Here is a 7,997-nt window from a genome sequence, read left to right on the forward strand (position 1 = left end):
GTATTGCCCCTACAACTCAGCACTGATTACTCCCATAGGATACTCTCAACCGTCTGTAGACTAATTCAGAAATTTTACTGTTTTCAGTTCATTGCTGCGAGATGTTGTGTAAAATAAGATTGCGATATAATGAGTTTTTGTAATATTTTGTTGCAAAAGTATGGATTTGAGCCAAAATTTTACACCAGAAATGGGGTTTAATAAATTAAAAGACAATTAAAATTTTGATTGGCGCTATAGAAGAGAAAACCCCTAACTGAGGCTTTGGTCAATGGCTAATTACTTTGAGCCTTCAGGGAAAGGGCTGTCTTGCAAAGTTCCTTTAAGTCGGCACAGCCGCCCAACGGACTTTGCGCTGTACAATAACGCAGATTTCCCCCTACAATAAAACCACTTTGTCAAAAATTTGGTTGGATTCCATAGTTGTTGTTTATAACGGATTTTGTGTGAAAACCATTGTAGAAAGGTTTACGCACAACGTTTTCGGTGCAACTGCAAGTTTTTTTTGGATAAATATACATGACTTCTGCTGCCCAAATGCCAGCTAGCTCTGGCTCAACGTTAACATTACATTCAGATCCCCATAACACCAAAGAAACCGATCCCTTGAGAAAGGCTAATGGTGTTTATGTGACGGTGCATGGTCATTTTTACCAGCCACCAAGGGAAAACCCTTATCTGGACGCAATTGAACGCCAACCAAGCGCTGCGCCTTTCCATGACTGGAATGAACGGATTCATTGGGAATGCTATCGCCCGAATGCCTTTGCCAGAGTCTTAAATGACCAAGGCGAAGTGGTGGAAATCGTCAACAATTATGAGTATTTTAGTTTTAATATTGGGGCAACGCTGATGTCGTGGCTAGAACGCTACGATGTGGAGGTTTATCAACGGATTTTAGAGGCAGATAGGAAAAGTAGCGATCGCTTGCATGGTCACGGGAATGCGATCGCCCAAGTATACAATCACATTATCATGCCTCTGGCGAACGAACGCGACAAATATACCCAAATTCGCTGGGGTATAGAAGATTTCCGCTCCCGCTTTGGCCGCGATCCCGAAGGGATGTGGTTAGCGGAAACTGCTGTAGATTACGCCACCCTAGAAGCTCTTGTTGCTGAAGGTATTCGCTTCATTATCCTTGCACCCTCTCAAGCACTACGTTGTCGTCCCCTGCCCACTCAAGATCATTCCCATCCTGAATGGATCGAAGTCGGTGGTAGTCAGATTGATTCTACCCGTCCCTATCGTTGTTATTTGAAAGATAGTCAAGAGTCAAAGGAAACAAATGACCAAGGACAAATGACAAATGACAAACCCTACATTGATATCTTCTTCTACGATGGACCGATATCGCGGGATATGGGTTTTAGTGATGTCGTTTATAATTCCAGTCACTTTGCCGGACGTATCGGTTCAGCAGTGCGTGGGGATCATCGTCCCGCCCAGTTGATTTCTGTGGCGACAGATGGGGAAACCTTTGGACACCACAAAAAGGGAACTGAGAAAACTTTAGCCTACGCCTTTACTAAAGAGTTTCCCCAACAGGGTTGGAAGGTGACGAACTTCGCCCACTACCTCAGTTTAAATTCTCCCGATTGGGAAGTGGAATTGAAGTCAGTCACAGCTTGGAGTTGCGCCCACGGTGTCGGCAGATGGGAAGATGATTGTGGTTGCGGTGGAGAAGGCGGTGTTTGGCATCAGAAATGGCGTCGGCCTTTGCGTGATGCCCTGAATTGGCTGCGGGATCAGCTAACTGAGGTGTATGAGGAACATGGTGGGCAGTTATTTCGTGATCCCTGGCTAGCACGAGATGAATATATCCAAGTAATGCGCGATCGCTCTGCTGCTAATGTTAACCGTTTTCTCTCCCGTCATCAAACCCACAAACTAACAGCCGCCGAACAAGTAGACGCTTTACGCCTGTTAGAAATGCAGCGTCACGCTTTGTTAATGTTCACTAGTTGCGGTTGGTTTTTTGAAGAAATTTCCCGTCCAGAGGGGACGCAAATTTTGCGCTATGCCGCCCGTGCTTTGGAATTGGCAGGGGATGTGGCAGGTGTGCAGTTAGAAAAAGGCTTTGTCAAACGTCTTGGTTTAGCCCCCAGTAATGTAGATCAGTTCAAACACGGTGGCGAAATTTATCGGCAACTGGTGCTAACTGCCCAACTTGGGTTTAAGCAAGTAGCAGCCCATTACGCCATTACTTCCCTGTTTAGCAATCAGAAACCAGCACAGACGCACAATTCTTTGCCGAAAAAAGATGCTGCTGATAAACAGTCTCAGCGTTACCAGAAGCGGGTTTATTGCTACGCTGCCAATGAGCTAGATTACCAACTGCAACGGATGGGATCGCTAACTCTGGCTGTGGGAAATTTAAAACTGGTATCAGAGATTACTTGGGAAAGCGAGCATTTGGTCTTTGCTGTTTTGCATTTGGGAGGCTGGGATTTCCACTGCTGCATTCAACAATTTACTGGGCGGCGTAACTACAGCCAATTAAAAGAAAAGCTGTTTGGGGGATTGCAACAAGCTAGTGCGGCTCATTCTATCTTGGTGATGACACAGCTATTTGGGGAAGAAGCTTTCAACTTGCAAAATCTATTTGCTGAAGAACGCCACCGGATTATGCGGCTGCTGAGTCAGGAAACATTGACACGTTTAGGACAGTTGTATACTCAAGCGTACCGCGATAATTATGGTGTGCTGATGGCATTTCATCGAGATGAACTAGTAGTGCCACAAGAATTGCAGGTTGCAGCAGATATTGCTTTAGGGCATCGCTGTTTGATGACATTGCGATCGCTTCAGCAAGATATCCCTGATCCCCAAAAGAGTTGGAATCACATCTTAGAATTGGAAGCGATCGCTACGGAAGCAAAACATCTGCGTTGTCAGCTGAATATTCCCGACGGTAAGCAGATGTTAGAACAATTAATTGCGCGATCGCTCTGGCAATTGTTGCACGATGCCAATGGTAGTTTTAATGCAGATATCCAATTATTGGAACGATTGATTGATGTCGGGGATCAACTAAATATTGACATTTCCCTACAGCGATCGCAAGAACTATACTTTAGTTGTCTGCAAAGTCAGATAGCGCCAGTGTGTGTTACTAGCCTTGGGAATGAGGGAGATAATCAGTGTCTTCAGTTGCTAAAGTTGGGCAAAAAGTTAGCCGTTGATGTCAGCATGATCTCAAATCAGTTGGGATAGATGTAGGGAGGCACAGTTAAAAGGGCGGTTAGAAACCGCCTCTACACAAACAAAACCCACCTCCGTGGGTTTCAAATCCTCAAAGAAAATCGGCGGGAATCCCACCCCTTCAAAGGGTGTCCGGGATAGCCGCCCGCCTCCAAAGTCATTAGTCATTAGTCATTGGTCATTGGTACTAATGACTAATGACTCGAAATCCGCCGGTTTGAAGCCGGGAGATGAGTTAATTTTTCCTTAGTCCGTGCAGGCGGACTTTGTTTGTGTAGCCGCGAATTCCATTCGCCCTAGCTAATCAAAATGACGCCGGAAGCGGGGATCAATATTGTCTGTTTTCTGCTGATTGCATATAAGACAGAGGGTTTGTAAATTACTGATATCATTTTGACCGCCACGGGAAAGGGGAATGATATGGTCAATGCTGAGGTTAGTTTCTACAGTAGTTTTACCGCAACTTTGGCATTGGTATTTGTCACGTTGAAAAACATATTTCTTTACTTCTGGCGGGATACGAATGCGGGGAGTTTTGCTCATTTGATTTCTAGTTGCTAAGAAATCCTGACAAACTCGGTACATCTACCCAACTTGCTTTTTGATGAGATTCATGGGATAAATCCATCAACAACTGAGAATAAATTCCTTCTCGCAGCGATGGTGTAATTTCCTGATTGCGGTTAATTCCTTGCAGCCATTGGTCTACTACGCGGATAAATGCACAAATGCGCCCATCAGTATAATTTTTCGGAAAAATTAACCGATTCGGTATTTCTATTTCCGTCAGAGGTTTACCTGACTGGGAACCCCAAACACGAAAACCATGTATATAATCTTTTTGATTTTCACTGCCCACTATTAATGTACCGCGATCGCCATATACTTCTACCCAATGGGTTCTTGCTGCATGAACAACCGCACTTATAGAAAGTTGGCAAGGTGTACCATCCGCTAATTCCAGGGTTAATATACAGTTGTCATCGCTATCCACTGGCTTGAATTCTCCACTTACAGGGTCAATTCGTGTGGGAATAGCAGTAGTTAAATGGGCGTTTAATCTACGGACTGGCCCGAATAACCAGTGAATGTAATCGAAAGTGTGGGAACCCAAAGACCCTAATGCACCGCCTCCTTTATTTTTGTCAGAATACCAATTCCAAGGGCGTGAACTATCAGCACGAGAAGAACCTAACCAATCAATTTTAATTAGGCGCAGCTTACCCACATAATCTTCTGACAATAATTCAGCAAACAACTGCCATGCCGGTACAAAGCGAAATTCAAAATCTACAGTCGCAATCACACCTTTGGCTTTAGCTAACTGATAAAGTTCTTTAGCCTCAAATGCATTTAAAGTTGTCGGTTTTTCTAGTAATAAGTGTTTCCCAGCTTCTAGTACGGTTTTTGCCATTTCATAGTGCAAAAATGGCGGTGTCGAAATGCTGACTGCTTGCACTTCTGGTAATGCCACAATATTTGTCAGTGAATCGTCAGCGTGGGGAATATTATGGGCTTCTGCTATGGCTTTAGCTTTATTGATATCTCGGTGATAAACAGCAACTACCTTAGTTTGAGGATGTGCTTGGAATCCAGGGATGTGGACTTTTTGACCAAATCCAGTGCCTGCGATGGCTACGCCCGCCACAGGCATCGCAACCCCAATCATATCATTATTTACTCCCATAATTATGCAACTTACTATTTTCTAAATATCATTTTATCAATCATATCTAATATATCCAAATCTTTACTTATATCAAATAATTTTTCTCCTTTAGTAACAGCTAGTAATTTGTCAATTTAGTAATCAAGATTTTGTATAGCGTTTATTAATCAGATCAGGTACATCATAGCCCCCTCCTCGCTTGCGGGGAGGGGAGACTTTGACGTAAGTCAAAGGCGGGGTGGGGTTCTTTTCTTGATGTATGCAAGAGGTCTATTCCGTAACATAGTTTGATTTATTATTGCTCACTTATTTAGTATAGTATCACATAGTCTTATCGCAAAACTCTAATGGTCAAAGGGTAACGATAATGCTGACCCTTGTAAGCTTTGATAGCAGCAAAAGTCACTACAAATGATTGTCCTATTAGGATTAATAAAATTAATGACATGAACACAATTAGTAAAGTATCTAGAATTATTTTTAGTTGATTAACTGAACTATTAATAGTCGCTGTCAAGCTAAAAGTAGTTAATACCACAAACGAGGAGATTATCATGGAAATTAGAGTATATAATGTCCAAGTAATTTGAAAATTCAATGATTCCTTTCCTTGAAAATCAATCCAGGGATATTGTGCTTTTTTAAATCGCCAAATCATCAGTGGAGCTAAAAGATTTAGGGGTAAATATAAAGGGATGCCAATAAATACCAAAAAAAACAATAATATCCACCCCAACAAAGCCGAGAAATGACACAACATCGCCCAGATACGCATTTGTTGTTTAGGTTTTTCTTTCATGGCTTTTTATATGTAAGTGGATTTAATAAATAATGCTCCACTGTAATTATCTATAAAAAAGCCAAACAAGAGCTTAAAATCTAAGTATTTCTCGATCATAATTTTCGGGGATTGGTTCTATTTCCCAGACTATGCCTTCTTCTGGCAGCAGCGCAACTTCTATGTCGTAAGCTTAATAAGACTAACGGATTTTGAATATGCTAGTTAAAATAATTGTAGTTGCGATCGCACTAATGTTAGTGGGTACGGAAAATCGAGAAGCCCTTGCAGACTTGCAATCTTCTACTCAGGATGGGGCTGGTGGGATTGTGACACCAGAGGCTACAATCCAGATAGAGGGAGGGTATGCTAAATATGGTGATTATATAAGAGCGACTTCAGTACATACCCAGGCGATGGAATTTTCTCAGAAAGTTGTCAAAGATATCCAGATTCGTTTTATTAACCAAAAAGGTGAATGGCGCGATGACAAAGGTCAACCGATTAAAGGGCGTACTCAGAAAGATTTTATCATAGGTCTGCTGAGACTCAAACCTGGCCAGGTATTTCGTAAAGATTTACTTGAAGTAGACTTGCAACGATTGAGGAGATTAGAGTCATTTGATCAAGTCAATGTTTACCCTGAAGAAGATGTTTATAGCGTTAATATCATCTATGAAATCAAAGAGCGTAGCTTCCCTTCTCTACTCTTAGGAGGCGGTAATAACGATGATGTTGGGCTATACGGTCGAGTAGGTTATAAAGATGCCAATGTCAGTGGTCTTAACGATAAATTAGATACACTTGTGCAGATAAGCAGTAAAGATGTCCAGTTTAATGGTCAATTCACTAGCCCTTATCGTCGTGAAGAACCAAACCGCTTAGGCTATAGCATTAGAGCTTTTCGTCGTCGAGATATATCGGGAACCTTCAACGAAGATATCAGATTAGCTAACGGCGACAGAGTGCGGGAGGGAAGATTTGGCGGTTCTGTAGGAGTTTTAGGAGCTTTTGATGATTGGGATACATCAGTGGCTCTCAACTATACCAGAATTAGCCTACGCGATCACGAATATAACGTTGCACAGGTGGATAGATTAGGGAGTCCCCTATCTGTAAGCGGTACTGGCATTGATGATCTATTTACAATATCATTTGCTGTATCCAAAGATCAACGCGATCGCCGAGACAATCCCACTCAAGGATCAATCCTCACCCTCAGCACAGAACAAGCGATTCCCATTGGACTGGGCAATATTTCCAGCAACCGCCTACGGGGAAACTATATTAAGTATTTACCAGTCAGTTGGATAGGTAAGGGTAGACCAACTGATAATCCAGAAATGTTGGCGATTAATTTCCAAATTGGCACAACTATTGGAGACTTTCCACCAGCTGATGCCTTTAATATTGGCGGACTAGATTCTGTCAGGGGTTACGGTTATGGTAAAGTGGCCAGTGGTCGAAGTTATGGTTTAGCTTCGCTGGAATATCGTTTCCCAATTTTTCAGTCAATCGGAGGAGTTTTCTTTACTGACTTGGCCTCAGATTTCGGATCTAGCGACACCGTACTAGGAGAACCAGGAGTGCTGCGAGACAAACCTGGAAGTGGCTTTGGTTACGGCTTAGGATTGCGAGTCAAGTCACCCTTTGGGCTAATTCGAGGCGACTTAGGAATTAGCGACCAAGGAGAAGTTAGATTTGAAGTTACTACAGGTCAGCGATTTTAATCCCATTAGTTTTTACTTTGCGTTCCTACCCTGCGGGAAGGCGTTCGCGTAGCGTCTCCTAGAGAAGCGCCTATGCGTTCACCTCCGCGTTCCTAGCCTGCGGGAATAGTTACCTAGAGTTTTCCAATATCCTTAACTCTTCAACAGTAAGCTTAGGACGACCAGACTCAAAGCTACCTTTAGGGCAACGTACTTCAAGCATTAGATTATCACCAGTTTCCGCATCCAGGACTTGAGTCAACTTGGCATTTGATTTACAACGCCCACTGTCAAAGTCGATGCCGCCTACATAATCAGCTGTAACTTTCTAAACCTTACGGTTGCCGTCGATATTGGGATTATCTTCTTTTGGTGGTTTAGCATCTTTCCACTTTAGGAATTTAATTTCTTTAATTTTCCGATTGCCTAAAAGCTTGGTTACGTCATCTTGCGTTTTGAGCTTGAGTTCGCTATCAAGCTTATTTGAGTTATCGCTGTATTTACTAGGTAAAGGTGGCTTTGTTTCTGGTATTTGCTGCTGATTGTTTTGCGCCAGTCGAGTCATAGCAAAACTTATTTTTGAACCAGGGCGAACGCATCTTAATTGCTAATAAGAATTGGGAAGCAAATTCAAATA

At 42.6% G+C, this 7,997-nt stretch carries 7 protein-coding genes; 2 read left to right on the top strand and 5 right to left on the bottom strand.

Annotated elements, in window-relative coordinates:
• Nucleotides 1-519: 519 nt before the first annotated feature.
• On the top strand, nt 520-3,216 hold the full coding sequence (locus HWQ38_RS17650; protein WP_292795764.1) for a DUF3536 domain-containing protein: 2,697 nt from the start codon (nt 520-522) through the stop codon (nt 3,214-3,216).
• Here HWQ38_RS17650 and HWQ38_RS17655 read toward each other — a convergent pair.
• The 4 genes from HWQ38_RS17655 to HWQ38_RS17670 form a co-directional block, all read right to left on the bottom strand.
• Nucleotides 3,199-3,372: a hypothetical protein gene (locus HWQ38_RS17655; protein WP_292795767.1), complete on the bottom strand. Its 174-nt coding sequence runs from the start codon at nt 3,370-3,372 to the stop codon at nt 3,199-3,201. The genes HWQ38_RS17650 and HWQ38_RS17655 overlap by 18 nt on opposite strands.
• Before the next feature lie 132 nt (nt 3,373-3,504).
• On the bottom strand, nt 3,505-3,747 hold the full coding sequence (locus HWQ38_RS17660) for an HNH endonuclease (protein ID WP_292795770.1): 243 nt from the start codon (nt 3,745-3,747) through the stop codon (nt 3,505-3,507).
• 7 nt (nt 3,748-3,754) lie between these two features.
• A complete protein-coding gene (locus HWQ38_RS17665) occupies nt 3,755-4,891 on the bottom strand; it encodes a Gfo/Idh/MocA family oxidoreductase (RefSeq protein ID WP_292795773.1) in 1,137 nt (378 codons plus the stop codon).
• A 313-nt stretch (nt 4,892-5,204) separates the two neighbouring features.
• The gene (locus HWQ38_RS17670) at nt 5,205-5,672 is read right to left on the bottom strand and encodes a DUF4870 domain-containing protein (protein ID WP_292795776.1); all 468 of its coding nucleotides are present in this window, start codon (nt 5,670-5,672) and stop codon (nt 5,205-5,207) included.
• Nucleotides 5,673-5,869: 197 nt separating this feature from the next.
• Between HWQ38_RS17670 and HWQ38_RS17675 the strand changes: the two genes are divergently transcribed.
• Nucleotides 5,870-7,381, top strand: coding sequence for a BamA/TamA family outer membrane protein (locus tag HWQ38_RS17675; protein ID WP_292795779.1), 1,512 nt, complete (start codon nt 5,870-5,872; stop codon nt 7,379-7,381).
• A 307-nt stretch (nt 7,382-7,688) separates the two neighbouring features.
• Here the strand turns inward: HWQ38_RS17675 and HWQ38_RS17680 are convergent, their stop codons facing one another.
• Complete coding sequence (locus HWQ38_RS17680) at nt 7,689-7,925, bottom strand: hypothetical protein (RefSeq protein ID WP_292795781.1); 237 nt, start codon at nt 7,923-7,925, stop codon at nt 7,689-7,691.
• Between the last annotated feature and the right edge of the window lie 72 nt (nt 7,926-7,997).

The organism is Nostoc sp. NMS7, assembly GCF_017115085.1.
Lineage (GTDB): Bacteria > Cyanobacteriota > Cyanobacteriia > Cyanobacteriales > Nostocaceae > Nostoc.